We start from the raw sequence: 663 nt of genomic DNA, 5'->3' as shown, positions 1-663 counted from the left end.
GCTGTTCGCGCAGAGAGGCATGTGCGACCGGGTGACGTGGATCGGATCGGGCAAGCTCGGGTTGCCCGCCAACGCGATCGTGGCGTTCGCGCTCGGGGTCGACCTGATCAACGTGGCGCGGGAGGCGTGGGCAGAGGCCGACGCGGCCCAGGCGACCGCGCCGGCGGTCAGGCCGAGAGTCACGGCCACGGTCAGGAACGCGTGCGTCGCACGCTGTATTGCAGTCATTCGATTGTGCTTTCTGGGTCGATCGAGGGATGTCGGTCAGCGGTGCGCGGTGACCGGGGGCCCTCGGTACGACATCGAGCAGCCGAGCATCAGGGCAGAGCGCATCGGCTGGTCCGCCGTCCCGGTTCGCGCGCGCTCCGGCGCGGAGGCCGGCGCCAGGGTGCCCGATGTGACGACGCGCAACGCGCTCGACAGGGCGCCGCACAGGCGTGCCCCGACGTCGATCAGTACCGCCCCGATCACGATCGCCAGTGCGTGCGCGGTCAGCATCGCCCCTGCCGACGGCGCGGCGGGTGCGTGACCGTGCGCCGAGAGCGCCGCGAACCGGGGCGGGGGACCAGCCGATGCGCTCTGCCCTGATGCTCGGCTGCTCGATGTCGTACCGAGGGCCCCCGGTCCCCGCGCACCCCTGACCGACATCCCCCGCTCGACCCC

At 72.4% G+C, this 663-nt stretch carries 1 protein-coding gene and 1 pseudogene; one reads left to right on the top strand and one right to left on the bottom strand.

Annotated features, from left to right (window positions below; translation table 11 throughout):
• A pseudogene (locus tag ASJ79_RS35275) lies at positions 1–154 on the top strand (FMN-binding glutamate synthase family protein); the annotation flags it as partial.
• 110 nt (positions 155–264) lie between these two features.
• On the opposite strand, the gene ASJ79_RS34480 reads toward ASJ79_RS35275, so the two are convergent.
• The coding region (locus ASJ79_RS34480; protein ID WP_231751028.1) for a hypothetical protein at positions 265–663 on the bottom strand (399 nt) is incomplete at its 5' end.

Origin of the sequence: Mycobacterium sp. NAZ190054 (assembly GCF_001545925.1) — a bacterium.
GTDB lineage: Bacteria > Actinomycetota > Actinomycetes > Mycobacteriales > Mycobacteriaceae > Mycobacterium.
This window is presented reverse-complemented; position numbering and strand designations above follow the sequence as displayed.